Consider the following 25914-nt stretch of genomic DNA (forward strand, 5'->3'; position numbering starts at 1 on the left):
TACTCCGGCTTCAGGTGTTTAGACAGGCGCGCAGCGCCTGATCGAAATCACCCAGCAGGTCGCCTTCGTCCTCGATGCCGACGGACACGCGAATGAAACTGTCGGCGATACCCATTTGCGCGCGGCGCTGTGCGCCCATTTCGTAGTAAATGGTGTGGGCGGCGGGCAGCGCCAGGGTGCGCGTGTCGCCCAGGTGCGTGGCCAGGATGACGACTTTCAAGCGGTTGAGAAAGTCGAAGCAATCGATGCCGTCGACCAATTCAACACCCAGCAGCGCACCGAAGCACCCGTCGAACAACGAGGCCGCGCGTTCATGCTGGGGATGCGATGCCAGGCCGGGGTAGTACACCTTGGCAACACCGGGATGGGCGTCCAGCATGCGCGCCAACGCGTATGCGTTGTCGCAGTGCTTGCGCATGCGCAAAGCCAGCGTTTCCGACCCCACCGCAATGCGGTGGGCCGCATCCGCCGACAGGGTGCCGCCCATATCGCGGAGGCCTTTCTTCTTGATCTGCAAAATCCCCCAGCCAGCCGGCGGGCCTTTGCGGTAGGAGTCGAAAATATTCTTGTAGCCCGACCAGTCGAACAGGCCGGTATCCGTGATGGACCCGCCCAGCGCATTGCCATGACCGCCGATGTACTTGGACAGGGAATTCATGACCAGCGATGCCTGCACATCGATGCCGCGCAGCATCCACGGCGAGGTCAGCGTATTGTCCAGCAGATAGACTAGGCCGCGCTCGCGGCACAGGGTGCCGATCCCAGCCAGATCCGCCACCTGCGTACCGGGATTGGCGATGGTTTCGACGAATACCATACGGGTGTTCGGCCGCAGCGCGGCCTTGACCTGCTCGGTGTCGGTGGCATCGACAAAGGTAATTTCCACGCCCAGCTCGACCAGCGTGGCAAACAGGCTATTGGTATTGCCGAAGATGAACTGGCTGGACACCAGGTGGTCCCCCGCGCGCAACAGCGTGGTGAAAACCGCCGCGAGGGCCGCCATGCCGGTCGCGAAGCTGACCGTGGAGACGCCTTTTTCCATCCGCGTGATGCGGGTTTCCAGGGCTGCCGTGGTGGGTGTGCCTTGCCGCGCATACGAGTAGCCGGCCTTGCCCTGGAACACCGCGGCCAATTCGTGGGCGTCGGCGTAGCCGTATTCGGACGATACATGTATGGGCTTGTGGACGGCGCCATGCTCGACCGCGTCGCGGCGATCCGAATGAAGAATGGTAGTGGTAAAGCCGAATTGATCCATGATCGCGCGCACCGGTGATACGGGAATGAGCAGGGATTTTACCCCTGGCGCTGGCGCACGGTTTCGTACAGGCAAACCGCGCTGGCAACGCTGACATTAAGGCTTTCCACCGAACCCAGCATGGGGATATGCACCAACTCGTCGCACGTATCGCGCGTCAACCGGCGCATCCCTTCGCCTTCCGCGCCCATCACCCAGGCCATGGGGCGACGCGCATCCACGCCGTGCATCGGCGTCGCTGCCTGGTCGTCCGTACCGACCAGCCACACGTCCCGCTCTTTCAGCGTGCGCATGGTGCGAGCCAGATTCGTGACCATGATGTAGGGCACCGTGTCGGCCGCGCCGCATGCCACGCGCTGCACGGTGGCGTTCAGGCCGACCGCGCGGTCGCGCGGCGCGATGACGGCATGCACGCCCGCCGCGTCCGCCGTGCGCAGGCAGGCGCCCAGGTTGTGGGGATCGGTCACGCCATCCAGCAGCAACAGGAAAGCCGGCTCCTCGATGACGTCCAGCACGTCGTCGATATCGACCGCCAACTGGGCCGGCTCGGCCAACGCGACGACCCCTTGGTGGCGTGTGCCGCGGGCAAGCCCGTCCAGGCGTTCCGTCGGTACCGGATGCACCTTGCAGCCGGCCCGTCCCGCCTGCTCGATCAGCGAGGCCATGCGTTTGTCGCGCCGCGAGGCCTCGACGTAAATTTCCTTGATGGACGACGGCGCATGGCGCAGGCGCGCCACGACCGCGTGAAACCCTGCGAGAACCTGGGTTGACGCCATAAAACCATACCTCTCTTGTCATACCCGCCCTTTCCGGGCGGGACCGTGCTAGCGGCGCTTGCGCGCGGCGGACTTGGTGGCAGCCTGCGCCTGGCGCACGGCAACGCGATCCGCCTTCTTGGCTTCGGCGCGTCGCACCTTGGCCGTTTGCCCTTTCAGAGCCTTGGGCTTGGTGCCCGCGGCCTTCTTGACGCGCCGTGGCGGCTCGTCCGGCCCTCGTTGCGCGGCCTTGCGCAGCGATTCGAAACTCGTGCCCTTGACCAGCCTGAACTCGATGCGCCGAGCTTCCAGATCGACCCGCGCCACCTGGACCTGGACCTTGTCGGTCAACCGATAGCGCATGCCCGTACGTTCGCCCCGCAATTCATGCAGCGCATCGTTGAACTGGAAATACTCGCCGCCCAGTTCGGAAACATGGACCAGTCCTTCGACGTGCAGCGTATCCAGGGTGACGAAGATGCCGAAGCTCGCCACGCCGGTCACCGTGCCGCTGAAGTCCTCGCCCACGCGCTCTTTGACGAACCAGCACTTCAGCCAGGCTTCCACGTCGCGCGACGCATCGTCGGCGCGGCGCTCGCTGGAGGAAAGCAACAGCCCCAGCTTTTCCCAAATGGCATGCTCGTGCTCCTTGTGGGAGCGGCCGATCACCACCGGCTCGTCCGCCTGCGAGGGGACATAGCGCTGTCCCTGCAGAAGGGCCTTGATGACCCGGTGCGTCAGCAAGTCCGGGTAACGCCGGATGGGAGAGGTGAAATGCGTATACGCCGGATACAGCAGGCCGAAATGGCCGACGTTCTCCGGGCTGTACATGGCCTGCTGCATCGAGCGCAGGCACATGGTTTGAAGCAGCGGATAGTCCGGACGGCCGCGCACGCTGTCCAGGAAGTCGCCGTAGTCCTTGGCCGTCGGGGCGTCCCCGCCGCCCAATGTCAGCCCCAGCGTGCGCAGGAATTCGCGCAGGGACTGCAGGCGATCCGGCGTCGGCCCTTCGTGGATGCGGTACAGGCCCGGATGCTTGCTGCGCTCCATGAAATCGGCCGCGCAGGTGTTGGCCGCCAGCATGCATTCTTCGATCAGCTTGTGCGCGTCGTTGCGCACCACGCCAACGATCTGTTCGATGCGGCCCAGCTCGTTGCAGACGATCTTGGTTTCCACCGTATCGAAATCGATGGCGCCGCGCTTGCGGCGCGCCTGCGACAGCAGTTGATAAAGTTCGTACAGGTTCCAGACCTGCGGCATCACGCCGGCCATGGCCTGCGCGGCCGGGCCGCCGGCCTGCTGCAGCGCCGCCCAGATATTCGTATAGGTAGTGCGCGCATGCGAGTGCATGACGGCGTTATAGAACTGATAGGCCGTCACGGTGCCCGCCTTGGCGCCACTCGCGGGTATCACCATGTCGCAGACCAGCACCAGCCGGTCCACGTGCGGGTTGAGCGAACAGAGGCCGTTCGACAGCGTCTCCGGCAGCATGGGAATGACCCGCCGCGGAAAATATACGCTGGTACCGCGTTCGACGGCATCGTCATCCAGCGCGTCGTTGGGGCGCACATAATGGCTGACATCGGCAATCGCAACGAGCAGGCGCCACGCCGGCCGCTTGCGCTGCCCCGTGCCAAGATCGATAGGCTCGCAATACACCGCATCGTCGAAATCCCGCGCGTCCTCGCCATCGATCGTGATGAGCGGTACGTCGCGCAAGTCGACGCGGTCCTTCAGATCGGATTTGCGCACGGTATCCGGCAGGCGCGCTGCCTGCTTGAGCGCCGCCTCGGAAAACTCCACAGGCACATCGAACTTGCGCACGGCAATTTCGATTTCCATGCCGGGGTCGTCGATTTCACCGAGTACTTCGAAGACGCGTCCCAGGGGCTGGGTGTGTCGCGTGGGCTGTTCGATGATTTCCACCGAGACGACCTGCCCGTGCTGCGCGCCGTTCGTGTCGCTGGGTGGAATCAGGATATCGTGCTTGATACGCTGGTCTTCCGGCACGACGATGGACAAACCGTGCTCATGCAGGAAACGTCCCACCAATTTATTGGTGCGGCGCTCGATGACTTCGACGATATTGCCTTCGGGCTTGCCACGATATTCACCGCCCGGTTTGACGAGCACGCGATCGCCATGCAGCACCTTCAGCATTTCGCGGGGCGACAAGAAGATGTCCGGTCCGCCGTCATCGCGGACCAGGAATCCGAAGCCGTCTCGATGGCCCTGCACCCTGCCGGCCACGAAGTCCAGCTTGGTGGCCAACAGCAGCACGCCCTTGCGGTTGGGGAGCAGTTGCCCATCCCGTTCCATGGCGGCCAGGCGGCGTTCGAAACCCACGGAGGTATCCGGGCGAGCCACGCCCATCCGGTCTGCCAGCTCGGCTGGCGACAACGGCGCACCGGCCGATCGCAGCGCGCGAAGGATGGCTTCGCGGCTGGGAACGTCGGGATCGAAATCGGGGGGCGCCTCAGGCACGACCGTGGGTCTGTTCTTGTTAGCGGCGTCGTCGCTCGATCGTTTTGCCAAAGTCGGAATTCCTGTTTATAATGCGCAGCTTCTGTGCTTTCGCGGAAATTGCTGCGCAGGAAGCGCCGCTGGTTCTAAACCGGCGGTTTGCTACAAAGCAAAAGCGGTATTCTAACGAAAATACAGTGCCCAGGTGGCGGAATTGGTAGACGCGCATGGTTCAGGTCCATGTGCCGCAAGGTGTGGAGGTTCGAGTCCTCTCCTGGGCACCAAGAATTCGCAAAACCCCCGATGTGGAAACGCATCGGGGGTTTTGTCTTTATGCGTCGGAGTTCGGCTTCGAGCGGGATTTGGCTTTGAGCGGGGTTGCCTTCGGGGTTGCCTTCGGGGTTGCCTTCGGGGTTGCCTTCGGGGTTGCCTTCGGGGTTGCCTTTTGAACGGGTTTATCCATGCGCTACCCGCGGCCCCTGAAAAACCCCCGGCCAAACCTCCGGCTCTTGAAATCCCGGCCCTTGCCTCCGGCGTTCAAAACGCCGCGCAAAACAAACGGCCACTTGCAGCCCGGAAAAAAAGCCTGCATAATCGCGCCTCTTCGCTGTCGCAGGTTTGAACGGCAACGAAGCGGGCCCAGGTGGCGGAATTGGTAGACGCGCATGGTTCAGGTCCATGTGCCGCAAGGTGTGGAGGTTCGAGTCCTCTCCTGGGCACCACCCGATAGCGATATCCACGGCAGCAGATGCCGTGGGTAAATCAAGACAGAAACCCCGCAAGATACTTGTCTCGCGGGGTTTTTTATTGGCTTGGCGCCGCCTCACGCCTGCAATACGCGCGCCATGGCAACGTGTTCGATGCCGGCCTCCATGAATTTGTCGCCCTCGACGACGAAGCCCTGCCCTTCGTAAAAACCGCGTGCATGCGTCTGGGCATTGAGCATCAGCTTGCGATGGCCGGCCGCGCGCCCCGCTTCCACCAGTGCCTGCAGCAGGCGGGCGCCCACGCCCAGGCCTCGCGCCCGCCGGTGTACCGCCATGCGTCCGATGTGGCCATCGGGAAGCAGCCTGCCCGTACCCAGCACCTGTCCTTCGGCATCGTAGGCGACCGCATGGACACAAACCGCATCGAACTCGTCCAGTTCGATTTCCGCCGGCACCTGCTGCTCCACGACGAAAACGGCGTGGCGAACCGCGGCAGCGTCATCGCGCAAGCGGGTCCAATCGCCAACGACCACGGTAACGGATGGCTGATTCATGCTGCTATTCCTTCCCGGTTGAACGTCAAACCCCGGATTTTCGCGGCTGCGGACTCGCCAGGCAAATCGCCGTACGCAACGCCACGGAAAAATCCCATAGACAGTTAGAATGGGCTCCCTTTCCGCATCCTTTTTTCCCCATGCATGCCGTCGTCACCGCCGCCCTGCCGGTATTCGTGTTGATTCTGGTGGGATGGCTGGCGGCGCGACGGCGCCTGCTGGGACCGGCCGCAAGCGACGTCCTTAATCGCTTCGTCGTCTATCTGGCGCTGCCGGCGTTGCTGTTCCGCGCCATGTCGCAGGTGACGTGGGAACAATTGGCACATCCAGGCTATGTACTGTCCTTCATCGGCGGCATCGCGGCGGCCTTCGCGGTGGCCCTTGTCGCGCATCGCGGCAAGTCCACCCCACTCACCGACATCAGCATCGAAGCCCTGAGCAACTCCTACGCCAACGTGGGCTTCATGGGGATCCCGCTGTGCCTGGTGCTGTTCGGCCAGCCGAGCCTCGCACCGGCGGTCGTGGCGACACTCATGACGGCCTGCGTGCTGTTCGGCGTGTCGATCGCGCTCATCGAAGCCGACCAGCGGCACGGCCAGGATTTCCGCAAGACCGCCGCCAAGGTCGGCGGAGCCTTGCTGCGCAACCCTTTGCTCATATCCCCCATGCTGGGTTTCGCCTGGGCGGCCACCGGCGTGCCCCTGCCGGAATCCATCGACCGCTTCATGGTCCTCCTGGGTAACGCGGCCAGCCCATGCGCGCTCATCGCCATCGGCCTGTTCCTCGCCCAGACGGAAGCCGGCGGTGACGGCGCCGTGGTGGCGCGCGTGGTCGCCGCCAAGCTGCTTGTGCAGCCCGGCATCACCGCCCTGCTCGCTTTCGGCTTGTTCTCCATGCCGCCCGTATGGGCCTGGACCGCGGTACTGCTAAGCGCGCTGCCCATCGGCACCGGCCCTTTCATCCTGGCGCAACTGTACGGGCGCGATGCCCGGATCGCATCGCGCACCATCCTGCTGTCCACCCTTGTCTCGGTATTGACGATCTCGGTGCTGGTCGCGTGGATAGAACAGCATGGCGTGCGCTGACGCGCCCCACCACTACTCGACCTCCCTCCTTCTTTTCCACCTTCATCGATTACCCGACCCATGCTAGCCGCTTGCATTTTCATACTCACCCTGGCGCTGGTCATCATCCAGCCACGCGGCCTGGGCGTCGGTTGGAGCGCCGCGGGCGGCGCCCTGCTCGCATTGGCCACCGGTGTCGTCCACATTGGCGACATCGCGGAAGTCTGGCACATCGTATGGAATGCCACGGCTACTTTCATCGCCATCATCATCACCAGTCTCATCCTGGACGAGGCCGGCTTCTTCAAATGGTGCGCATTGCATGTAGCGCGCTGGGGCCAGGGCCATGGCAAACGGCTTTTCGTCCTGATCGTGCTGCTGGGGGCCACGGTCACTGCCCTGTTCGCCAACGACGGGGCGGCGCTCATCCTGACGCCCATCGTGATGGAGGTCCTGCTGGCCCTGGGCTTCGGGCCTGCCGCATCGCTGGCGTTCGTCATGGCGGCCGGCTTCATTGCCGATACCGGCAGCTTGCCGCTCATCGTCTCCAATCTCGTCAACATTGTCTCGGCGGACTTTTTCCAGATCGGATTCGCGCGCTACGCCGCCGTCATGGCACCGGTCAACGTCGCCGCCGTGGCCGCATCGCTGGCCATGCTGATGCTTGTATTCCGGCGCGCCATTCCCGCCCGCTACGACGATGGAGGACTGCCGGAGCCGCGCAGCGCGATACGCGATCCCGCGACCTTTCGTGCCGGCTGGATCGTGTTGGCGCTGCTTCTCGCCGGGTTCTTCATACTCGAACCCATCGGCGTACCGGTAAGCGCCGTCGCGGCTGCCGGGGCATTCGGACTGCTTGCCGTCGCCGGACGGACGCACATCGTCGGCACCCGCCGGATCATGCGCAACGCGCCCTGGCACATCGTCGTCTTTTCGCTCGGCATGTACCTGGTGGTATATGGCCTGCGCAATGCCGGCCTGACGGCGCAACTCAGCGCCTTCCTGTCGTGGTGCGCGCAGGGCGGCGTATGGGGCGGCGCGTTCGGCATGGGCATCGCCGCGGCTGCATTGTCTTCCGTGATGAATAACCTGCCCGCCGTGCTGGTGGGCGCGCTATCGATAGCCGATGCCTCGGTTACCGGCGCCGCACGCGAGGCCATGATCTACGCGAACGTAATCGGCAGCGACCTGGGCCCCAAGATCACGCCCATCGGCAGCCTGGCGACACTGCTATGGCTGCATGTGCTCGAGCGCAAGGGGATACGCATAGGCTGGGGATACTACTTCCGGATCGGGATCGTGCTGACCCTTCCTGTTTTGCTAGCCACCCTCGCCGCATTGGCGTGGTGGCTGAGCTGACCGCAAATTACCAAAATTCATATATAAATTTATATTGATTATTTTATGAAATAAAGAGCGAGAGTTTACAGTCCGAGGTTTGCGGCCCCGATAGGCCGCCTCGACATTACTCGCCTCCATGTCTTCGAACGCATCCACTCTCGATTTCCGTCCCTCGGCGCCTACGCTGCGGCTCAATAGCCGCCCCTTGTGGATAGCCCTGCTATTGGTGGCCCTGGGCGCCTGGTACCTGAACGCCACCGTCGGCTGGCGGCAGGCAGGCTTGTGGGTAACGGGTGCCCTGCTGGGCATTACCCTTTACCACGCGTCCTTCGGTTTCACCCAGGCATGGCGCGTGTTCGTGTCCGACCGCCGCGCCGCCGGCCTGCGCGGCCAGATGCTGATGCTGGCGCTGGGCGTCGTGCTGTTCTTCCCCATCCTGGCGCAGGGCACGTTGTTCGGCCATCCCGTTGCCGGCCTGGTTTCGCCGGCCGGGGCCTCGGTTCTCCTGGGGGCCTTTCTGTTCGGGGTGGGTATGCAATTGGGAGGAGGCTGCGCTTCCGGCACCTTGTTCGCCGTGGGCGGCGGCAATACGCGCATGCTGGTGACGCTGCTGTTCTTCGTCGTCGGTTCGGTCCTGGGCACCTACACGTTTCCGTGGTGGTCGGCGCTGCCGGCCATCAAGCCCACCTCCTTCGTCCTCGCCTGGGGTCCCCTCCCCGCCATTTTCGCGAACCTCGCGGTGTTCGCCCTGATCGCCTGGATCGCGACCCGCATGGAAAGGCGCCGCCACGGCCGCATCGTTTCGTTCGCCTCGCGCACCGATCGCCCCGCAAGCCTGTGGCGGGGCCCGTGGCCGCTGGTGTGGGGCGGGGTCGCCCTGGTCGCTCTGAACTTCGCGACGCTGGCCCTGGCGGGACGGCCGTGGGGCATCACGTCCGCCTTCGCCCTTTGGGGCGCGAAGGCTTACGACGCGATGGGTGGGGATGTGGCCGGCTGGGCCTACTGGGTCAAGCAATCCAAGTCGCTGGCCGCGCCGCTGCGCGAGGACGTCACGACGGTCATGGACATCGGCCTGATGCTGGGCGCCCTGGTCGCCGCATCCGCCGCGGGCAAATTCGCGCCCGTCTGGAAAGTGCCGGCCCGTTCGCTGGCCGGCGCCGTAATCGGTGGCCTGCTGCTCGGCTTCGGCGCGCGCCTGGCCTACGGATGCAATATCGGCGCGTATTTCAGCGGCATCCTTTCAGGCAGCCTGCACGCCTGGCTGTGGCTGCCCGCGGCTTTTGCCGGAAGCGCTCTCGGCGTACACCTGCGCCCCATCTTCGGCTTGTCCGTGGAGAAATCGCCGCCGCCGTCCAGTTGCTGAAGACGCGCCCGCACGGCGACGACAACGCGATATCCGGGACCGGAGCACTATGAGCCGCATCCCGAAGGCCGGACCTGCGTCCGCCCCTCGGGAAGCAGGCCACATGGCTCCGGTTCTGCTTTCCGCCCGGCCTCGCCCGGCGCTTCCTTTCACGCTTTTATTTCAACGCCGCTCGCGCTTTCCTCCGTAGTGGCCGCAGCTTTCTGTTATGGTTTGCCGCGTTCGAGACAGCGGGCCCCGGCCCGCCAAGAAGGAAAGACATATGCCCTGGCTGGCCATCCGGTTTTCAACTTTGGCGCTCGTTCTGGCAGGCACCGTCTGCACGGCAACGTTAACCGTCCTGTCGTCGCCGGTGTGGCTCTGGGCGGCGATCCCGCTGGCCGCGCTGGCAGTGCTGGGCCTCTATGACCTGGTCCAGCCGCACCACGCCATACGCCGCAACTATCCCATCCTGGGCAACCTGCGCTTCCTGTTCGAAGCCATACGCCCGGAAATCCGCCAGTACTTCCTCGAAGACGATACGAACGCGACGCCCTTTTCACGGGCGCAGCGTTCCATCGTTTACCAACGCGCCAAGAAGCAGGTGGACAAGCGTCCTTTCGGCACGCAGGAAGAGGTCTACAACGACCGCTATGAGTGGATGAATCACTCGCTTGCGCCGACACATGTCGCCGACAGCGATTTTCGCGTCACCGTCGGCGGACCGGACTGCAAGCAACCTTATTCGATGTCGGCACTGAACGTCTCGGCCATGAGCTTCGGCGCGCTATCGGGCAACGCCATCACCGCGCTTAACGAAGGCGCGCGCATCGGCAATTTCGCCCACGATACCGGCGAAGGCGGCATCAGCCCGTATCACCGCAAGCCGGGAGGCGACCTGGTGTGGAATATCGGGTCCGGCTATTTCGGTTGCCGGGACGAGCAGGGCAACTTTTCGCCCGAGGCGTTCGTGCGCAACGCGCGCACGCCGCAGGTAAAGATGATAGAAATCAAGCTGTCGCAGGGCGCCAAGCCCGGCCACGGCGGTATTCTGCCCGGCGCCAAGGTCACGCCGGAAATCGCCGCGACGCGCGGCGTGGCGCCATGGAAAGACTGCAATTCGCCCGCGGGCCACAGCGCGTTCGACACGCCCATCGGGCTGATGCGCTTTGTCGCCCAGTTGCGCGAACTGTCCGAAGGCAAGCCGGTCGGGTTCAAGCTGTGCGTCGGCCATCCTTGGGAATGGTTCGCCATCGTCAAGGCGATGCTGGAAACCGGCATCACCCCCGACTTCATCGTCGTCGACGGTGCCGAAGGCGGAACCGGCGCGGCGCCACTGGAATTCGTCGACCATGTCGGTACCCCGCTGCGGGAGGGCCTGCGCCTGGTGCACAACACGCTTGTCGGGGTCAACCTGCGCGATCGCATTCGCATCGGTGCGTCCGGCAAGATCATCACCGCCTTCGACATGACGCGCACCATGGCGCTCGGCGCGGACTGGTGCAACGCCGCGCGCGGCTTCATGTTCGCGATCGGCTGTATACAGGCCCAATCGTGCCACACGGATAAATGCCCCACCGGCGTTGCGACCCAGGACCCGGTGCGCCAGCGCGCCCTGGTGGTACCCGACAAGGCGCAACGCGTGGCGAACTTCCACGCCAACACGCTGCACGCCCTGGCAGAGCTGCTGGGCGCGGCCGGACTGACGCATCCGGGCGCCCTGCGGCCCCACCACATCGCGCGGCGCATCTCGCCATCCGAAGTGCGCCTGCTGTCCGCGGTCTTTCCCGAGTTGGCGCCCGGTGAATTGCTGGAAGGCAAGTTCCGGCATCGCGTGTTCGAAACAGGCTGGACGATGGCGCGCGCCGATTCGTTCCAGCCGGCCCACGACATCACTTCCGTCCAGGCGATCGCGGACTGCCCACCCGAGCCCGTGCCAGCCTGAGCAGGCCTGGCGCGGCACACAGCTTGCGAAGCCGACGTCAGCCGCGTGCCCCTACCGAAGGGCCACGCGAGAACCCATCAGGAGGCTGACATGGCAACACGATATAACCCCGACGCGGATCCCATGGCGGATGGACTTCCCGGCCACGGCAATCGCGCCCTGGGCCCGAGCGACTCATCGGATTCGGGCAGCGACCTCGGCCCCGGCACGCCGGATACCGATACCGATGCCAGCGGCACTGGCGACAGAGCGGACGTCGAAGGCGATTCGGACCCCGTCGGCAATGACGTTGCGTCCGATCGCATCGTCGATGAGGACCAGGCCGGCCTGGCGCATACCCGTCCAGACCCGGCCCGTAACGGCGGCTAAGCCCTACTTGGCCCGCCCGAGGGGCTCCGGCTTGGAGCCGGTGTCCCCATTCACCTTGGGAAAATGCCCCGCCGCGGCGTACTCTTCGAGGCGGTTATAGAGCGTTTTCAGGCTGATGCCCAGGATCTCGGCGGCATGCTTTTTGACGCCGCCGCATTGCTCCAGCGTCGCGAAGATCAGCCGCCGGTCCGCGTCCGCCAGCGGCACGCCGACCGGCACGGTGATCTGCGAACCGGTTGCGGTTTTCTCCGGCGACATTTGCAGCGGCACGACGCCAGCGCGGATCTCGTTATCGTCGGCCAGGATAAAGGCGCGGTGGACGTAGTTCTTGAGCTCGCGCACATTGCCCGGCCAGGTATGGCTACGCAGGGCTTCCAGCGTATCGACCGCGAATTTCTTCTCTGCCCCGCGCTCCTTGTTAAGCATGTCCAGGTAGCGCTGGGCGATAAGGATCACGTCGTCCCCACGCTCGCGCAGCGGCGGCAGCTCGACCGGAAAAACGTTGAGCCGGTGATACAGGTCTTCACGCAGCTTGCCTTCCGCGACGGCCTCTTCTGGATTGCGGTTGGTCGCGGCGACCACCCGCACGTCGCTGGCGATCTCGCGGTTCGTCCCGACCCGCATGAACAGGCCTGTTTCGAGGACCCGCAGCAGCTTGACCTGCAGGTCTATGGGCATTTCCGTGATTTCATCCAGGAACAGAGTGCCGCCCGCCGCCCGCTCGAAGTAGCCCTTGTGCTGCCGGTCCGCGCCCGTGAAGCTGCCGCGCTCGTGGCCGAACATTTCGCTTTCGATCAGGTTGGGAGAAATGGCGCCGCAGTTGACCGGCAGGAACGGACCCTTGCGGCGTCCGCTCAGTTCGTGGATGGCCTGCGCGGCGAGCTCCTTGCCCGTGCCGCTGTCTCCCATCAGGAATACGGTCGCTTCGGTTGGCGCCACCTTGGCGATCTGGCGGTAGAGACGCTTCATGGGCTCGGAACGCCCCAGCATCTTGCCGAAGCGGTCTTCGTCCTCGAAGGGACCGCCCCACGGCGACAGATCGGCGTTGCGCGGCATGCGGCCCAGGACCATTTTCAGGCGCTGGATATTGACCGGCTTGAGCAGGTAATCGATCGCCCCGAGACGCAAGGCGTCCACCGCGCTTTCGACACTGGCGTGGCCGGTAATGAACACCACATCGACGTTCGGCGAGCTCAACGCCTGGAAGATATCCAGGCCGCTCCCATCCGGCAGTTGCAGATCGGACAAGACCAGGTCCGGCGACTGGCGAAGGATCTGGATCTTCGCCTCGCGCAGATCGCTGGCTTGGGCAACGGTAAACCCTTCGTCCTTGACGATCTCGGCCAGCGCGGTTCGCACTGGAGATTCGTCATCGACGATCAAAACATGTGGCATGCGCAGTTCCGTGTGTTCGCGGTTCTTTCTGGGGTTTAGAAAACGCTGGGCGCGCGGCGCCCCTCTCGGCTTTATTCTAGCCTCCGCCGGCAGCGACCCGCATCGCGTTTAAGACGGAGACCGTTGCATAATGCGGACCATTCAAGGCAGCGAAGCTTATCGTGCCACGTTTTCGGCAAACGTAATCAATTCGTACAGTTAGCTAAGATTTTCATCTACTTTCAAGTGCTTGCAACGACGCGTATTCTGGAAAAGTAGGATCACGAGATATGCAGCCCAACAATATTGCGAACGCCGATTCCAGGCGCCCTACCGCCAAAAGAGCAAGCCCGAAAATGGGAATACCCAACGCCACCGCGGCGTCCCGCGCCAGCGGCCGCCTCGATCCGACCGCGTCTCCGAAGCCTTCCTCCATGGGGAAGTGCGAAGCCATGCGCCGATTGGCTGAGCAGATAGACAAAGTGGCCGGCACCGACGCCAGCGTGCTGATCGTGGGCGAGAGCGGTACCGGCAAGGAGCTCGTGGCCCGGGCCATCCACGGCGGCAGCGAGCGCGCCGACCAGCCTTTCGTCCCCGTCAACTGCGGCGCGATCCCCGCGACCTTGATCGAAGCCGAGCTGTTCGGCCACGAAAAAGGCAGCTTCACCGGCGCGATCGCCCAGAACATCGGCTACTTCGAGCACGCCAGCGGCGGCACCCTGTTTCTGGACGAAGTCACGGAGATGCCGCTGGACATGCAGGTACAACTGCTGCGCGTCCTGGAAACCGGCACGTTTCATCGCGTCGGCGGACTACAACCGGTCCGGGTAAACGTCCGCATCGTGGCCGCCACCAACCGCGACCCATACACAGCCGTCAACGAGGGACGCTTCCGCGAGGATCTGCTCTACCGGCTGGCCGTGGTGCCGCTGCGCGTGCCGCCCCTGCGCGAAAGACTGGAAGACGTGCCTTACCTGGCACAACGCTTCCTGGACAGCTTCAACGCCGCCGAGGGCACCAACAAGGTCTTCTCCAAGCGCGCATCCGACGCCCTGCTGGCGTACGACTGGCCGGGGAACGTCCGCGAATTGAAGAACACGATCCATCGCGCCTACATTCTGGCCGATAACGTGGTCGAGATCGCCGCCCCGGCGCTGTCGCGGCGACAGTCCAAGGCGCAGGTGGCCCATGGCACGTTGAAGATGTCCGTGGGAACCTCGCTGCTGCAGGCGCAAAGGGAATTGATCCTGGCGACGCTGGCGCATCACCAGGGCGACAAACGGCTGACCGCCCGCACGCTGGGTATCAGCCTTAAGACGCTATACAACCGGCTGGGCACCTACGACGGATCCGCGACTTCGCATTCCGGGTAATCCCGGACAGGCCGCAAAGTCACGACCAATACGGCGGCTGTCCGTAGTACTCGTGGATCCCCGCGGCCCAAGCGGGGTCCGCCATGCGCGGCCAATTGTCCTTGTCGAAGCCGGCGGCGTTGCGCAGGCGCTCCAGGTCGATATCCAGCAGAAAGCATTTGCGGTCGGTGTCCAGCGTCAACGCGCTCCACGGCACCGCGAACAGCTTGTCGCCGATACCCATGACACCGCCTCGCGCCAGCACGGCATAAGCGATGCGGCCGCTGGCGACGTCGATCATGATGTCCTGCAGAACGCCCAACTTTTCGCCGGACAGGTTCAGGACGTCGTTCCCCTCCAGCGTGGCCGCCGCCATGACTTCCGGCCCGGGTCCGGCGCCGGACTTCTTTGCCGACCCGACGATCCGCGTCTCGGCTGGCGAGCCGGCGGCGGCGATGTGCCCGGGTTCGACGGTATCTCGGCCATGGTCCATAACGACCTCCTGGGAATGACGCCGCCGCCGCGATCCTGGGGGCGTCTGGCAGTTATTACATGAGCTGGTAAATCCGTCCGGCAAAGTCGGGGGCCTGGCGGCATCCGGCGATCCACCGATCACTACGCCAGCATGCGGCGTGCCTTGAAAAGCCAATAAATACGCGGGCTTGCCAGGAATCCGTCAGCCTCGCACGGCGTCGCCTGAAAATTGGCATGCACCTTGCTTATGTTTGTCTTGAATGGGATGGGCGTTTTCATCCCTGCAGTCAGACGGAGACAGCAATTGGCACATCAAGCCACGTACGAACTCAGGGCGCGTCAGCAGACCAGCCTGACGCCGCGGCTCCAGCAGTCGGTAAAACTGCTGCAGATGTCCGCGCTGGAATTTACCCGCGAAATCGAGCAAGCACTCGCGACGAACCCGTTCCTCGAGGAAGGCGAGGACGATAACGCGCCGGCCGACTCTGGCGCGGCCAGCACGCCGGCCACCGATACGGCGCTCCACGAAAACCTGTCCAGCGCGTCCGATATGCAGGGCCCCGCGCTGACGGAAGCCCCGCCGGAAGTCGTGGTTGAGCTACCCGAGCTGCCGGACATGCAATCGGAGTATTCCGGCGATTACCCCGCGGCCCGCGCCTCGGGCGATGGCGATAGCGACGTCGGCCAGTGGGCCCGCAGCACCGAAGACCTGCGCGACCGGCTGTGCGGCGAGCTGTGCAGCTACCGCCTGGCGCCCCGCGATCGCCTGATGGCCGAGTACATCATCGAAGGGCTGGACGAAGAAGGTTATCTGCGAACCGATCTGACCGAACTCGCCGGAGACGGGGTATTCGATCCCCCACCCGAACGCGAGGAATGGGAAGTCGCCCTTAAGCTGGTTCAGCAGCTCGACACCCCCGGCCTGGGCGCTCGCAACCTCGCGGAATGCCTGAAGCTGCAGCTCATCGCGATGGACGAGACAACGCCGTCACGCGATCTGGCAATCCACATCGTCGAACACGAACTGGAACGCCTGGGCAAGCACGATTTTTCCGGCCTGGTCCGCGCGTGCCAGTGCAGCGACGACGCGATGCGCGAAGCGTGCTCGCTGATACGGCGCCTGGACCCTCGTCCCGGGCTGCGTTATTCACAAGCCGATTCCAGCTATGTGGTACCGGATGTCGTCGTACAGAAGTTCAACAATCAATGGATCGTCACACCCAACCGGGCGGCGATGCCCCGCGCACGCCTGCATCGGGCCTACGCAGATCTGTTCCGTAATGCCCGCTATAGCGATCGCTCCCCGATGGCACAAGAGCTGCAGGAAGCGCGCTGGCTGATCCGCAATGTCGAACAGCGCTACAGCACCATACAGCGCGTGGCGGAAGCAATCGTTCTGCGCCAGCAAACGTTCTTCGAGTACGGAGAGATCGCCTTGCGTCCGTTGATGCTGCGCGAGATCGCCGATGAATTGGAAATCCACGAGTCCACCGTATCCCGCGCGACGAGCAATAAGTACATGGCCACGCCGCGCGGCATTTTCGAGTTCAAGCACTTCTTCTCCCGCGAGCTTTATACCGACACGGGGGGAAGCTGCTCGGCCGCTGCCGTGCGGGCGTTGATCAAGGAAATGATCGACGGCGAAGATGCATCCACGCCCTTGTCCGATGTCGACCTTGCGCAACTGCTTGGCCAGCAAGGTGTGGTGGTGGCGCGTCGCACCGTATCGAAGTACCGTGGGCAGCTGAAGTACCCACCCGCCGATATGCGCCGCCAGTACTGACCGCAAAGGCATATCGAAAAGGGGCGCCGCGGCGCCCCTTCGTCATTCCGCGCGGCGCAGGCCCTTACCGCTTGCCCGTATCCGTATAGGGCGCGCCGCCGCCCTTCGTCGGCGAGACGTTGGTGTTCTTCATATCCGAGGGCATACGCGGTTCCTTTTCCTTTCGGAGGTCGCTGCCGGAACTGTCGCGCGTGACCGGTGCGGTGCCGGAAGGATGGCTCGCATACGGCGCGGGCGCAGGCGTGCCCGGCGGTACCTTGTCATTTCTGGGCGGCGTGGCGGTAGAGTCGTTCGGCGTGGTGGAAGGCGTGGTAGGTGCGTTCTGCTGCGCCAACGCGGCACCGGACCCGCAAGCCGCGGCGAGAACCAACATGGAGGTGAGACGACTGAGCTTCATTCCGATCTCCTTTCGTGTGACGAGTTGGGACTACGCATACAGCAAGGGCTATGCCTATCGACGCATGCTTCAGGAGCATCCCGATTGGGTACGCAGCTTGCTCGACAGAATCAGCCCATCGAGGGCCAGGTCAATCGGCCTGCAGACGACAACAAGGAGTAGCGTCATGAGCATCATCAAACTATCTCTGAGCGCCATCGCATTGAGTATCCCGGCGGTGACTTTCACCGCGCATGCTCAGACCCAGGCGCCGATGACCAACAAGGAAATCGATGCGCAGTATCGCGCCGACCAGAAGAAATGCGATGGCATGAAGGGCAACGAAAAAGACGTTTGCCAAAAAGAAGCCAAGGCCACGCGCGATAGCGCCAAGGCCGACGCGAAGCAAGCCAAGGAACAGGCCGAAGCGCGGCACGATGCAACCAAGGAAAAGCGCGAATCGGCGTACGACGTCGCGAAGGCGAAATGCGACACCCTGTCGGGCAACGCCAAGGATGCCTGCATGGCCGATGCGAAAACGCGCTACGGAAAGTAGTCCTACCCGATCGTGAAACGGCCGGCATGTGTCGGCTTTTCACGATTCCGGGCAGCGGCCGTCTCAGAGCCAGCGCTCGAACATCCGACCGAAGGACTCCATGAGTCTTTCCTTCACGCCCCGGTCCGACCACGATTGGGCATCGATCCGCTGGCCCCGGGCCACATCTTCGGCAAACAAGGTTTCCATTTGGCGGGCGAAGCGCGGTCCGATCACGACGGCGTTCAATTCATAGTTCAGCGCGAAACTGCGCCAGTCCATATTGCTTGAGCCTACGGTGGACCATACTCCGTCGATCACCGCGGTCTTCGCGTGCAGAAACGCATCCCGACGCTCATAGATCTTCACGCCGGCTTCCAGCAGCTCCGTATAGTGCGACCGGCCGGCATGGAACACGAGGGAAGAATCGCTGAAGCCCGGCAGCACCAGCACCACGTCCACGTTGCGCCTGGCCGCGTCCGCCAAGGCCTGTACGAAGGCGGGATCCGGCACGAAGTACGCCATGGTGATGTGTATCGATCGCTGCGCGCTTTGTATGGCCGACATAAAAGTCAGATACAGCGTATAGCCATCGCGGTCTCCCGGGCGATTGGAGACGATACGCACAAAGAGATCTCCCATCCGCTGATTCGCCGGATAGAACTCTCTCGGATCCAGTGGCGGACCGTGTTGAGCTTGCCAGCCTTCCTGCATCACCCGTTCAATCTCGGCCACGGCCGGACCCTGCACCCGGATCTGCGTGTCGCGCCATGGGGCTTCCTTGGGATCCGGAGGTTGGGCCGAATCCGACGAGCTGCCGCGCAGGATCGATGCCGAGGATCCGCCCGATGCGGACGACTCATATACCGAACTGATATTGATTCCGCCGAGAAAGCCCGTCTTGCCATCGACGACCAACAGTTTCCGATGATCGCGGTTATTCGGAGACCATCCCGCGCGGGCCTCGGCAGGGTTCACCGGATTGAACACCACCACCTGTACCCCCGCATCGCGCAGGCGGTCGAAGAATGCCTTCGGCGTATGCAAGGTCCCCACGCCATCGACCATGAGGGCGACAGGGACGCCCTGTTTTCTCTTCGCGATCAGTGCGTCCGCAAACTTCCGTCCCGCGTCGTCGTCGTCGAAAATATAGCTTTCCATATGCACATACTGGCGCGCGCCCCGGATGGCCTCCAGCATGGCGTGATAAGTCGTGGGGCCGTCGGAGAACAGGTCGACGCGATTGCCGGCCTCCAGAGGCGCTCCGCTGATGGCCTCTTCGACTTGCAGGTGACGCAGCAGGAAGCCCGCGGTGGCGGGGTCCATGTCGTCGAGGCTGAAGCGCGGCCCGGACGCCGGCTGACCGGGCGCATCGAGCTTCTTGACGACATCCTGGCTGCGTTGATAGCTCAGCCAGCCGGAATCGGTCGCGATACGTATCTGGCTGCGCGGCAATGTGCCCTCCGTAGCGTCGGGCACGGTGGCACAAGCCGCGAGCAGGCAGGCGAATGCCGCGAGCCAACAGGCCCGCCATAAGCGTTTCATTGTTTCTTCTTGGCTGGAGGAAGGGGCGGCCGCCTTTTGCTTCTTGTGGGCGTCGGATAGCCGCGGGTTAATGGCGCGATTGCCTGGCGCTACCTTTTGCGCTCTCCTTTGGTGGCGGAGGGCTCGGCCTGCCTGTTGCCGACGCCGCGTTCGGAGTCTTCCTTGCGCGGAAAGCCGAAGTCGCGTGTCTCATACTTGCCCTGGTCGTAGTCGCCCTTATAGCCACCCTGATCGCCCTTCTGGAAGCCGCGGTCCTGTGCCGCCTTGTCCCACTCCTGCTGTTTGTCCAACTCGTGGGACACGCGTGCCGGCCCTTCCCTGCTCTTGTCCTGGGAATTATCGGGCGATCGGCCGTGGCCGCTCGCTGCCTTATCGTGTTCGTCGGTACGTCCGGCTTTCATTACGATCTCCTTAACATCATGAAATGGGAAAGCGTCTACGGAACGGACCCTCCATACCCTCGTGGCCTCGAACCAGTTCGGACAGAATCTGCCGCCCTCCTCTGAGGCGCTCCATACTGCGACCGCCAGCGTCGTGCAGCAGTTGCGTTCCCTTGGCCTCCTGCCCCGTCCCTGTCACGACGGCCACGAAGGCCGCCTGGGGCGGCAAGGCACCGTCCGAGTCGCCGCGACGCTCCAGATGCGTTACCACGGCCGCGGCCAGCGAACCGGCCAGGGCGCCAACGGCCGCGATCAGCACACTATATGGGTCTGGAATGGCCATCACGGTTGTCGTCGCAACGCCGACAGCCGCACCCGCCGCGCCCAGGGCCGCGGTTCTCGCGATGGCGGCACGCACGCGCCGGCCGGACCACCGTTCGCCCGGTTCGCCGGCACGGAAAACGCACACGGCGTCTTCGCGAAAGCCCTCGCCCACCAGCGCGTGAGCCGCGCTGGCGGCGTCCGGCAGGGTATCAAATCGCGCGACCACAATCATAGGCATGACGGCATCTCATGGCCGATGCATCGGGCCGCCGCATCAGCGCCGGTCGTTGCTGGACGACAGGCACGCGCCCAGCAGCAAGCCGAGCACCGCGGCGATACCGATCGATTTCCAGGCGTTCTCATGAACATACTCGTCCGTGGCGTCCGCGACATAGCGGTAGCGCTCCGCCGCCGTGCTCTCCCACGAGCCGGCCATGCTGCGCGCGTTTTCCAGCTGAGTCTTCAGGCGCTGGCGTGCCCGCTCGATTTCTTCGCCGGTATAAGACGCCGTGGAACGAAGCAGTTCTTCGGTACCGGCCATCAGCTCCCGCAGGCTGGTCGCCACCTTCTCCTTTCCGGCCAGAAGTTCTGCGCTATGGGAATTCGACTTCATGTTCTCTCCTTGGAAAAAACCCTTGCAGGTGACAAAGGGGACGGCGTACCGTATGACCCATTGTCGAGCTTGACGATGGCGGACGCCCTTTTCTTTCGCAACGATGGGTAAAGCGCTATTTCAGGCCGGCAGACCGGCCAAACTCCTATAAGCCCCCGCCGGGAACGGCGATTGCTCCACTAAACTGTTTGGCCGCCGCCACCTTTGCACAAGGATTTCGCATGCGCGTACCCTCGTATTCGTCTTCCGCCGTCGACACCATCCCAACGGTGGCGCCCGCGGCACCCGCCCCCGAACCGCGGTTTCATCAGCGGCACGTCGAAACCACCGATACGGTAAGAAAAGAGTTGCTGGACGGCCTGGCCAAAGAGCAGGCTCACATCAGCCCCAAGTTTCTCTACGATGAATTGGGATCCAGCCTGTTCACCGCCATTACGCTTTTGGATGAGTACTATCCTACGCGGTGCGAGAACGAGATATTCGCGAAGCATTCGGCCGACATCGTCGCCCACGCAGGCCCGGTGCATACCTTGATCGATCTGGGCGCCGGCGATTGCGCCAAAGCGGAACGCCTGCTGGCCCATGTGCGGCCGGCCCAATATGTTCCCATCGACATTTCCGTCGACTACCTGAAAGCCGCCGTCAAGCGGATCGCGGATCATTATCCGGACCTGGAGATCTCCGCGCTGGGTATGGATTTCTTCAATGATCTCAGCCTGCCCGCCGAAGTGCACGCGGAGCGGCGCGCTTTCTTCTATCCCGGGTCGAGCATCGGTAACCTCCCCCCGGAACAGGCGGCAGACCTGCTGGCGAACATACGCCGGCAATGCGCCGACGGGGCGTTGATCATCGGAGTGGACCTGGTCAAAGCCCGCGAAATACTCGAACCGGCCTACGATGACGCCGTGGGTGTGACGGCCGCGTTCAATCTGAACATGCTGCGCCATGTCAACAAAATCCTCGGCTCGGATTTCAATCTGGCGCAATGGCAGCATCTGGCCTGCTTCAACGAAGCGCGCTCGCGCATGGAAATGCATCTGCGCGCGCGCGTCGCGACCACGGTACGGTGGCCGGGAGGCGAAAGAAGCTTCAAGGAAGGCGAGAGAATCCATACGGAGGACTCCTACAAGTACCGTCCGCATGCCTTCAAGGCCATGTTGTCGCGTGCCGGCTTCGGCCAGATCCGATACTGGACGGACGAGCGCGAATGGTTCGCGGTGTTCTGTGCGCGAGCGTAAGAACCCCAAGCCCCATGCAAGACGCAGATAAAGACCATGGATAGTCATCACACATCGAGCCGTCCCATCGTGCCGGACGCGCCACTGGCCTCCTTGCTGGCCCACTACGAAACCGTACGCGAGACCAGCCTGGCGCTGGCCGCCCCCCTTAGCCCGGAGGACTGCCAGGCGCAATCCATGCCGGACGCCAGTCCGGTGAAATGGCACCTGGCCCATACGACGTGGTTCTTCGAGACCTTCCTGCTGCAACCACGGCTTGCGGACTATGCCGTTTTCCATCCCCGCTACGGCTTCCTGTTCAATTCCTACTACAACGCCATCGGCGAAAGGCATCCTCGCCCACAGCGCGGCCTGCTGACGAGGCCGCCTTTGCATGACATCCTTGCGTACCGCGCGCATGTCGACGCGGCGATGGCGCGTCTTATCCCCGCCATTGGCGGCGACAGCGATGCCGAGGCGCTGGTGCGCCTGGGCCTGCATCACGAGCAGCAGCATCAGGAACTGATCCTTACGGACGTCAAGCATCTGCTGTCGTGCAACGCGCTTCGTCCGGCCTATGCCAGCACGCCGCGCCCTCGCGCGGTGGTCGCGGCACCGCCGCAGGAATGGCTGGATCATCCCGGCGGCATCGTTTCGGTCGGCCACGACGACGACGACTTCTGCTTCGATAACGAAACCCCTGCCCACCAGGTATTGCTGCGGCCTTTCCGGCTGGCGCGGCGCCCCGTGACCCAGGGCGAGTACCTGGCTTTCATGGACGATGGCGGCTACCGGCGTCCGGAGCTCTGGCTTTCATTGGGCTGGGACGCCGTGCGGACCCATGGGTGGGAAGCGCCGCTGTACTGGGAAAACACGGACGGCACGTGGCACGCATTCACGTTGCACGGCATGGAAACGATCGATCCGAATGCCCCGGTCACGCACATCAGTTACTTCGAAGCCGACGCGTATGCGCGGTGGGCGGGCGCCCGTTTGCCCAAAGAATCCGAATGGGAGCAGATGGCGCGCGACATGCATCCCGATTCGCATGCAAATCTCCTGGAATCCGGCGCCTTGCATCCCCGTGCGGCCGCCGCAAGCAACGCTCGGACGCCTTTGCAGATGTACGGCGATGTCTGGGAATGGACGGCCAGTCCCTACGAGCCCTACCCCGGCTTCGCAGCGGCTGCCGGCGCCGTCGGCGAATACAACGGCAAGTTCATGTGCAGCCAATACGTGCTGCGTGGCGGCTCCTGCGCGACACCCCGCACGCATATCCGGGCGACGTACCGCAATTTCTTTCCGCCCGACGCGCGGTGGCAGTTTTCCGGCGTCCGGCTGGCTTGCGATGCCTGAGCCCGGTCCGCTTGGCGCTTAGGGCCGGTGCGAGTCGGCCGTAGCGACGCGAGCTTCCGGGGCGCCACGGTATTCGACCGAAAGCCGGGCGCCCCCGACCCGGGCACGGGGACCAGGGTGGCGCCACGGCGCGGCTTCAAGAGGTACCGTTTCGATTTGGCAAACTGCAAAGCAGCGTGCTAGAATTTTGGTCTTTCCTGGGACGCGATGCATCCGGTGTGTCACACGATCACCGATGATGAACCCGAACCTGGATATGGCGCATTAGCTCAGCCGGTTAGAGCGACGGAATCATAATCCGCAGGTCCCCTGTTCGAATCAGGGATGCGCCACCAAAGAATTCGAAGGCCTCCGCGTAAGTGGGGGCTTTTTCATTTGGAGCGTCGCCACCCCATCAGCCGGCCATGTCCGACGGCGCCGGTCACACTACCCCAGCCCTGCGTTTTCGGACTTCCAGAAGGCAAATCGAAGGGGCCTTCTTCTTCGGCGTGCAGGCAGAGGTTGCAATCACGATATTGCACTGCGGAACCCTATCTCGCCATTTTTGTATCTAAATCGTACAATGATTCATTATGAATCCGGCGATGGACCGGCGACCCTAAGGAGAGCGATGTGAACACCTCTGCGATGCAAACGATGATGTATGACGCCAACCGGAAAAGCGTGGGCGTCGCCTATCTGTTGTGGCTGTTCCTGGGGAGCTTCGGCGGGCACAGGTTCTACGCCGGCAAGACGGGTAGCGCGATCGCGATGCTGGCGCTGACGATCCTCGGCATCATCCTTAGCATTGTCGGCGTGGGCTTTGTGCTCTTGATAGCGGTCGGCATCTGGACCCTGGTGGATGCATTCCTTATCCCCGGCTGGATCCGCAACAAGAACATGCTCCTGGCAGCCACGCTATCCAACGGGAATGTTCCGCTTCAGTGAATCCACGACGCGACGGTCGTGACCCGGAGCGTAAACGCAGGCGGTGAATGGCACCCCGGAAACAGGACATCGATCCAGGCCCCGGGGTGTTTTTCTTTTCAAGCACGCGCCGCGGCTATGCCTCAGTGCTTCAGCTCGTCGGGCACCTTGCCGCCGTTTTCGGCCAGCTTGATCATCACCTGCTTGTGCAGCCAGATATTCATGGACGCGGAGTCCTCCGTGTCGCCGCTGTAACCCAACTCGGAAGCCAGGCTCTTACGCGCGGCAAGGCTGCTGTCCAGCCCCAGCAGCTTCATTAGATCGACGATCGATGTATCCCAATTGAGCTTCTGCGGATTGCCGCTTTGCATCTCCACGAGCACGGCGCGGACATCGACTTCGGGCATGGCGGTCGATGGCGTGGCGGCTGGGGCTGCGGACGTGGTGGCGGCTTCGCCGGTGGAAGCAGGCTGGGACGAGGATGCCTCGGTGTTGGCGGGATGGCTGCTTGGAAAGATCCTGGCCAGTATGGATTTGAAGATGCTCATGATGTCTCCCATTGAGGCTCGGCATTGCGCTGCGCGCGGATGGCGCGTTCACGACTTTTAACCCGGAACCAAGTCTGGCCGATGCCTCACTGACCGCGGCCCTTCAAACAGGGCAAACCGGACGTTGTCCCGCCGGTTTGGCGGCGGGCGCCATTTGGAGCAGACATGAGCATCGATATCCACTTATACACGCCACCGGAGGCGCCCGTACGCAGGATGGCGCACGCCGGTCCGCCACGGCGGCGGCGCCCCTGGCTCGTACGCGCGCTTGTCGGTGGTGCCCTGTACGCGCTGGCCTGCGCACCTGCGCGCGCGCATGAGCTGGCAAGCTACCCTTCCCTCGTCGCGGCCTTGACGGCGGGCGAATCGGTCACCGTTCTGCTCGATCTGGCCCAATGCACCAAGGACGGCAGCGGCATCGCGGGGCCCAGGATGCAAGGCGGTTCGCGCATCACCCGCTTCCTGATCCCTGGCGGACAATACGTCGCCTTTGCCGACACCCACCACACCCTGGACGCGGAGGATCGGCCGGTCGTCGAATACATACGCTATCGTGCCATGGCCGACGGCAAGGTCATCGTCCGCTTCGCCAGGCAGGCTGGCGCGGGCAGCGCAGCGACGCCTGGCGGCCAATACGAATGTCGCTTCACGCGCGGCATCCGATTCGTCGCCGATCGCGCGGCGCTACGCTGAGCGACGCGGCGCTCAGCGGCCGTACGGAGGGATGCGCGGCAGCGTCGGCGCCGTGCAACAAAAAGCCCCACCGGAGTGGGGCTTTTTGCACCGTATTCATGCCAGAGGCATTACGCCGGCGTGATCTTCGTTGCCTGCGGGCCCTTGGGACCGTTGGCGACGACAAACGTCACACGCTGGTTTTCTTCCAGGGAGCGGAAGCCGCTGCCTTGGATTTCGGAGAAGTGCGCGAACAGGTCCTTACCGCCCGATTCCGGGGTGATAAAGCCATAACCTTTTTCAGAGTTGAACCACTTGACGACGCCGGTTTCCATACCGATTTTCCTTGCATTTACAATGGGCCACAAGCCCGGGACACGAGAATATTCAAGCTAGGGCCAAGAACAATAACGGAGACCGGAAAGAACCCTGAACTGTACAAAGATCGCGCTGCTTGAATTCTCCACGACACTATGAACGTGACGTTCATTTAAGTCAAAAACATTTTCTACCCTAAGCGGCGCCAGTTGAAACGAATTGCTACATCGCCGCGCATAAATCCCGCAGCGCCTTACGCCGCGTTGCACATGAACATTGTGAAGCCGGGAACGATTCGGATTGGCGGGGCATTCGTGTTCCGATGCCACAACGAATATCCTATATA

24 protein-coding genes and 3 tRNA genes are annotated in these 25914 nt (G+C 63.3%); 15 read left to right on the forward strand and 12 right to left on the reverse strand.

Going from position 1 to position 25914, the window contains the following annotated elements; translation table 11 throughout:
* Window positions 1–10: 10 nt before the first annotated feature.
* The 3 genes from CAL28_RS18385 to rnr are packed head-to-tail and all read right to left on the reverse strand — an operon-like array spanning window position 11 to window position 4494.
* Window positions 11–1255 carry a cystathionine gamma-synthase family protein gene (locus CAL28_RS18385; protein WP_094842711.1) on the reverse strand — a complete coding sequence of 415 codons (1245 nt, stop codon included), beginning with the start codon at window positions 1253–1255 and terminating at the stop codon, window positions 11–13.
* A 38-nt stretch (window positions 1256–1293) separates the two neighbouring features.
* A complete protein-coding gene (gene rlmB / locus CAL28_RS18390; RefSeq protein WP_094842712.1) occupies window positions 1294–2031 on the reverse strand; it encodes a 23S rRNA (guanosine(2251)-2'-O)-methyltransferase RlmB in 738 nt (245 codons plus the stop codon).
* A 48-nt stretch (window positions 2032–2079) separates the two neighbouring features.
* Window positions 2080–4494 (reverse strand): ribonuclease R, encoded by a 2415-nt coding sequence (rnr, locus tag CAL28_RS18395; protein ID WP_440588442.1) that lies wholly within the window; start codon window positions 4492–4494, stop codon window positions 2080–2082.
* Between the two features lie 178 nt (window positions 4495–4672).
* Between rnr and CAL28_RS18400 the strand changes: the two genes are divergently transcribed.
* Together CAL28_RS18400 and CAL28_RS18410 are read left to right on the forward strand one after the other, a co-directional pair.
* A tRNA-Leu gene (locus CAL28_RS18400) sits at window positions 4673–4757 on the forward strand.
* A 353-nt stretch (window positions 4758–5110) separates the two neighbouring features.
* A tRNA-Leu gene (locus CAL28_RS18410) sits at window positions 5111–5195 on the forward strand.
* A 101-nt stretch (window positions 5196–5296) separates the two neighbouring features.
* On the opposite strand, the gene CAL28_RS18415 is transcribed toward CAL28_RS18410, so the two are convergent.
* Complete coding sequence (locus tag CAL28_RS18415; protein WP_094842715.1) at window positions 5297–5734, reverse strand: GNAT family N-acetyltransferase; 438 nt, start codon at window positions 5732–5734, stop codon at window positions 5297–5299.
* A gap of 140 nt (window positions 5735–5874) precedes the next feature.
* Here CAL28_RS18415 and CAL28_RS18420 point away from each other — a divergent pair, with 140 nt between their 5' ends.
* The 5 genes from CAL28_RS18420 to CAL28_RS18440 all read left to right on the forward strand — a co-directional run bounded on the left by CAL28_RS18420 (window position 5875) and on the right by CAL28_RS18440 (window position 11795).
* Entirely contained in the window at window positions 5875–6819 is a 945-nt protein-coding gene (locus CAL28_RS18420; protein WP_094842716.1) for an AEC family transporter, read from the forward strand.
* Window positions 6820–6879: 60 nt separating this feature from the next.
* Window positions 6880–8157 (forward strand): arsenic transporter, encoded by a 1278-nt coding sequence (locus CAL28_RS18425; RefSeq protein ID WP_094842717.1) that lies wholly within the window; start codon window positions 6880–6882, stop codon window positions 8155–8157.
* 118 nt (window positions 8158–8275) lie between these two features.
* Window positions 8276–9502, forward strand: a complete 1227-nt coding sequence (locus CAL28_RS18430) for a YeeE/YedE family protein (RefSeq protein WP_094842718.1) — start codon at window positions 8276–8278, stop codon at window positions 9500–9502.
* 262 nt (window positions 9503–9764) lie between these two features.
* Window positions 9765–11426, forward strand: a complete 1662-nt coding sequence (locus tag CAL28_RS18435; RefSeq protein ID WP_094842719.1) for an FMN-binding glutamate synthase family protein — start codon at window positions 9765–9767, stop codon at window positions 11424–11426.
* Window positions 11427–11516: 90 nt separating this feature from the next.
* The gene (locus CAL28_RS18440; protein ID WP_094842720.1) at window positions 11517–11795 is read left to right on the forward strand and encodes a hypothetical protein; all 279 of its coding nucleotides are present in this window, start codon (window positions 11517–11519) and stop codon (window positions 11793–11795) included.
* Window positions 11796–11798: 3 nt separating this feature from the next.
* Here CAL28_RS18440 and CAL28_RS18445 read toward each other — a convergent pair whose 3' ends face one another.
* The gene (locus tag CAL28_RS18445) at window positions 11799–13190 is read right to left on the reverse strand and encodes a sigma-54-dependent transcriptional regulator (protein WP_094842721.1); all 1392 of its coding nucleotides are present in this window, start codon (window positions 13188–13190) and stop codon (window positions 11799–11801) included.
* A 335-nt stretch (window positions 13191–13525) separates the two neighbouring features.
* On the opposite strand from CAL28_RS18445, the gene CAL28_RS18450 reads away from it, so the two are divergent.
* Complete coding sequence (locus CAL28_RS18450; protein WP_094844707.1) at window positions 13526–14542, forward strand: sigma-54 interaction domain-containing protein; 1017 nt, start codon at window positions 13526–13528, stop codon at window positions 14540–14542.
* 19 nt (window positions 14543–14561) lie between these two features.
* Here CAL28_RS18450 and CAL28_RS18455 read toward each other — a convergent pair whose 3' ends face one another.
* Window positions 14562–15014 carry a PRC-barrel domain-containing protein gene (locus tag CAL28_RS18455; protein ID WP_094842722.1) on the reverse strand — a complete coding sequence of 151 codons (453 nt, stop codon included), beginning with the start codon at window positions 15012–15014 and terminating at the stop codon, window positions 14562–14564.
* Between the two features lie 285 nt (window positions 15015–15299).
* On the opposite strand from CAL28_RS18455, the gene CAL28_RS18460 reads away from it, so the two are divergent.
* Window positions 15300–16778, forward strand: coding sequence for an RNA polymerase factor sigma-54 (locus CAL28_RS18460; RefSeq protein ID WP_440588397.1), 1479 nt, complete (start codon window positions 15300–15302; stop codon window positions 16776–16778).
* 122 nt (window positions 16779–16900) lie between these two features.
* Window positions 16901–17710, forward strand: a complete 810-nt coding sequence (locus CAL28_RS30055) for a hypothetical protein (protein WP_254926165.1) — start codon at window positions 16901–16903, stop codon at window positions 17708–17710.
* 63 nt (window positions 17711–17773) lie between these two features.
* Here CAL28_RS30055 and CAL28_RS18475 read toward each other — a convergent pair whose 3' ends face one another.
* From CAL28_RS18475 to CAL28_RS18490, 4 genes are all read right to left on the reverse strand, one after another.
* Window positions 17774–19234: a phospholipase D-like domain-containing protein gene (locus tag CAL28_RS18475; RefSeq protein WP_094842725.1), complete on the reverse strand. Its 1461-nt coding sequence runs from the start codon at window positions 19232–19234 to the stop codon at window positions 17774–17776.
* A gap of 89 nt (window positions 19235–19323) precedes the next feature.
* Window positions 19324–19635, reverse strand: coding sequence for a hypothetical protein (locus CAL28_RS18480; RefSeq protein ID WP_094842726.1), 312 nt, complete (start codon window positions 19633–19635; stop codon window positions 19324–19326).
* A gap of 16 nt (window positions 19636–19651) precedes the next feature.
* Window positions 19652–20176 carry a hypothetical protein gene (locus tag CAL28_RS18485; protein ID WP_094842727.1) on the reverse strand — a complete coding sequence of 175 codons (525 nt, stop codon included), beginning with the start codon at window positions 20174–20176 and terminating at the stop codon, window positions 19652–19654.
* Between the two features lie 36 nt (window positions 20177–20212).
* The gene (locus tag CAL28_RS18490) at window positions 20213–20551 is read right to left on the reverse strand and encodes a DUF883 family protein (protein WP_094842728.1); all 339 of its coding nucleotides are present in this window, start codon (window positions 20549–20551) and stop codon (window positions 20213–20215) included.
* A gap of 221 nt (window positions 20552–20772) precedes the next feature.
* Here CAL28_RS18490 and egtD point away from each other — a divergent pair, with 221 nt between their 5' ends.
* From egtD to CAL28_RS18510, 4 genes are all read left to right on the forward strand, one after another.
* Window positions 20773–21789, forward strand: a complete 1017-nt coding sequence (egtD, locus tag CAL28_RS18495; protein ID WP_094842729.1) for an L-histidine N(alpha)-methyltransferase — start codon at window positions 20773–20775, stop codon at window positions 21787–21789.
* A 36-nt stretch (window positions 21790–21825) separates the two neighbouring features.
* The gene (egtB, locus tag CAL28_RS18500; RefSeq protein ID WP_094842730.1) at window positions 21826–23124 is read left to right on the forward strand and encodes an ergothioneine biosynthesis protein EgtB; all 1299 of its coding nucleotides are present in this window, start codon (window positions 21826–21828) and stop codon (window positions 23122–23124) included.
* Between the two features lie 258 nt (window positions 23125–23382).
* Window positions 23383–23459: transfer RNA gene (locus CAL28_RS18505), tRNA-Met, on the forward strand.
* 277 nt (window positions 23460–23736) lie between these two features.
* Window positions 23737–24051 (forward strand): TM2 domain-containing protein, encoded by a 315-nt coding sequence (locus CAL28_RS18510; RefSeq protein WP_254926166.1) that lies wholly within the window; start codon window positions 23737–23739, stop codon window positions 24049–24051.
* A 122-nt stretch (window positions 24052–24173) separates the two neighbouring features.
* Here the strand turns inward: CAL28_RS18510 and CAL28_RS18515 are convergent, their stop codons facing one another.
* Entirely contained in the window at window positions 24174–24578 is a 405-nt protein-coding gene (locus CAL28_RS18515) for a DUF3597 domain-containing protein (RefSeq protein ID WP_094842732.1), read from the reverse strand.
* Between the two features lie 165 nt (window positions 24579–24743).
* On the opposite strand from CAL28_RS18515, the gene CAL28_RS18520 reads away from it, so the two are divergent.
* Window positions 24744–25271, forward strand: a complete 528-nt coding sequence (locus tag CAL28_RS18520) for a VirK family protein (RefSeq protein ID WP_094842733.1) — start codon at window positions 24744–24746, stop codon at window positions 25269–25271.
* A 110-nt stretch (window positions 25272–25381) separates the two neighbouring features.
* Here the strand turns inward: CAL28_RS18520 and CAL28_RS18525 are convergent, their stop codons facing one another.
* Window positions 25382–25585, reverse strand: coding sequence for a cold-shock protein (locus CAL28_RS18525; RefSeq protein ID WP_094842734.1), 204 nt, complete (start codon window positions 25583–25585; stop codon window positions 25382–25384).
* Window positions 25586–25914 lie beyond the last annotated feature (329 nt).

Source organism: Bordetella genomosp. 11, from assembly GCF_002261215.1.
GTDB lineage: Bacteria > Pseudomonadota > Gammaproteobacteria > Burkholderiales > Burkholderiaceae_B > Bordetella_C.

Excerpts from the sequence above, each read along its gene's own strand:
- CAL28_RS18385 (WP_094842711.1), bottom strand. The coding sequence starts at position 1,255 with ATGGATCAATTCGGCTTTACCACTACCATTCTTCATTCGGATCGCCGC.
- rlmB (WP_094842712.1), bottom strand. The coding sequence starts at position 2,031 with ATGGCGTCAACCCAGGTTCTCGCAGGGTTTCACGCGGTCGTGGCGCGC.
- CAL28_RS18415 (WP_094842715.1), bottom strand. The coding sequence starts at position 5,734 with ATGAATCAGCCATCCGTTACCGTGGTCGTTGGCGATTGGACCCGCTTG.
- CAL28_RS18420 (WP_094842716.1), top strand. The coding sequence starts at position 5,875 with ATGCATGCCGTCGTCACCGCCGCCCTGCCGGTATTCGTGTTGATTCTG.
- CAL28_RS18425 (WP_094842717.1), top strand. The coding sequence starts at position 6,880 with ATGCTAGCCGCTTGCATTTTCATACTCACCCTGGCGCTGGTCATCATC.
- CAL28_RS18430 (WP_094842718.1), top strand. The coding sequence starts at position 8,276 with ATGTCTTCGAACGCATCCACTCTCGATTTCCGTCCCTCGGCGCCTACG.
- CAL28_RS18435 (WP_094842719.1), top strand. The coding sequence starts at position 9,765 with ATGCCCTGGCTGGCCATCCGGTTTTCAACTTTGGCGCTCGTTCTGGCA.
- CAL28_RS18440 (WP_094842720.1), top strand. The coding sequence starts at position 11,517 with ATGGCAACACGATATAACCCCGACGCGGATCCCATGGCGGATGGACTT.
- CAL28_RS18445 (WP_094842721.1), bottom strand. The coding sequence starts at position 13,190 with ATGCCACATGTTTTGATCGTCGATGACGAATCTCCAGTGCGAACCGCG.
- CAL28_RS18450 (WP_094844707.1), top strand. The coding sequence starts at position 13,526 with ATGGGAATACCCAACGCCACCGCGGCGTCCCGCGCCAGCGGCCGCCTC.
- CAL28_RS18455 (WP_094842722.1), bottom strand. The coding sequence starts at position 15,014 with ATGGACCATGGCCGAGATACCGTCGAACCCGGGCACATCGCCGCCGCC.
- CAL28_RS18475 (WP_094842725.1), bottom strand. The coding sequence starts at position 19,234 with ATGAAACGCTTATGGCGGGCCTGTTGGCTCGCGGCATTCGCCTGCCTG.
- CAL28_RS18480 (WP_094842726.1), bottom strand. The coding sequence starts at position 19,635 with ATGAAAGCCGGACGTACCGACGAACACGATAAGGCAGCGAGCGGCCAC.
- CAL28_RS18485 (WP_094842727.1), bottom strand. The coding sequence starts at position 20,176 with ATGCCTATGATTGTGGTCGCGCGATTTGATACCCTGCCGGACGCCGCC.
- CAL28_RS18490 (WP_094842728.1), bottom strand. The coding sequence starts at position 20,551 with ATGAAGTCGAATTCCCATAGCGCAGAACTTCTGGCCGGAAAGGAGAAG.
- egtD (WP_094842729.1), top strand. The coding sequence starts at position 20,773 with ATGCGCGTACCCTCGTATTCGTCTTCCGCCGTCGACACCATCCCAACG.
- egtB (WP_094842730.1), top strand. The coding sequence starts at position 21,826 with ATGGATAGTCATCACACATCGAGCCGTCCCATCGTGCCGGACGCGCCA.
- CAL28_RS18515 (WP_094842732.1), bottom strand. The coding sequence starts at position 24,578 with ATGAGCATCTTCAAATCCATACTGGCCAGGATCTTTCCAAGCAGCCAT.
- CAL28_RS18520 (WP_094842733.1), top strand. The coding sequence starts at position 24,744 with ATGAGCATCGATATCCACTTATACACGCCACCGGAGGCGCCCGTACGC.
- CAL28_RS18525 (WP_094842734.1), bottom strand. The coding sequence starts at position 25,585 with ATGGAAACCGGCGTCGTCAAGTGGTTCAACTCTGAAAAAGGTTATGGC.